1 protein-coding gene is annotated in these 756 nt (G+C 39.9%); it reads left to right on the top strand.

All coding sequences use genetic code 11. The annotated features are described in order from the left end of the window. The coding region (locus tag QM911_RS09890) for a transposase (protein ID WP_414313883.1) at positions 1-684 on the top strand (684 nt) is incomplete at its 5' end. Positions 685-756 lie beyond the last annotated feature (72 nt).

The raw sequence follows: 756 nt of genomic DNA on the forward strand, positions 1-756 counted from the left end.
ACAACCTACATAGAAGATATCATGGGTGCTTCTGGTCGAAACTTACTGCAGCTGCTTATTGATGAGACGCCCCTTACCCCAAGAATGATCCATCAATCTGTTTATACCAGTTTGAAAAGAAAAGTTCCCCAACTCCTTGAGGCACTTGATGGGTACTTTTCGGCTCATCATCGTTTTATGTTAGGTCAGTCCTTAGAGATTTACAATTTTTATCAAAAACAAATCGATTGTTTGGAAGAGCGTATAAACGGCTATCTAAATCTCTATGAGAGACCAGTGGAAATCCTAGATTCTATTCCTGGTATGGATCTTATTACAGCCTCTGTGATCATAGCGGAAATTGGGGTAGACATGAGCCAGTTTCCAACAGCTGGACATCTCGCTTCCTGGGCTGGTTTGTGTCCTGGAAATAATGAAAGTGCCGGTAAAAAGAGGAGCACAAAAATCAGACATGGCAATTCCTATTTAAAAAGGTGTCTCTGTCAAGCAGTTTTTGCGGCAAAAAGACAAAAAGGAAGTCCACTAGCAGAGCGTTATTACCAAATTCAAAGTAGGAGAGGACCGCAAAAAGCAACTATTGCACTCGCACATCAACTTCTTAAAATAGCTTATATCCTTTTGAAAGAAAATCTCACTTATCAGGAGTTTGTGCTACAAAAAAGGCTACTAGAGACGAGCCAGTAGCCTAATACAATTTTTTCACCTTCATTATATCACAAGGGGAGTCTTTTTGCGCTCTTTTGAGTTTTCGTATAA

The sequence above is a fragment of the Streptococcus infantis genome (assembly GCF_047460825.1).
Lineage (GTDB): Bacteria > Bacillota > Bacilli > Lactobacillales > Streptococcaceae > Streptococcus > Streptococcus infantis_V.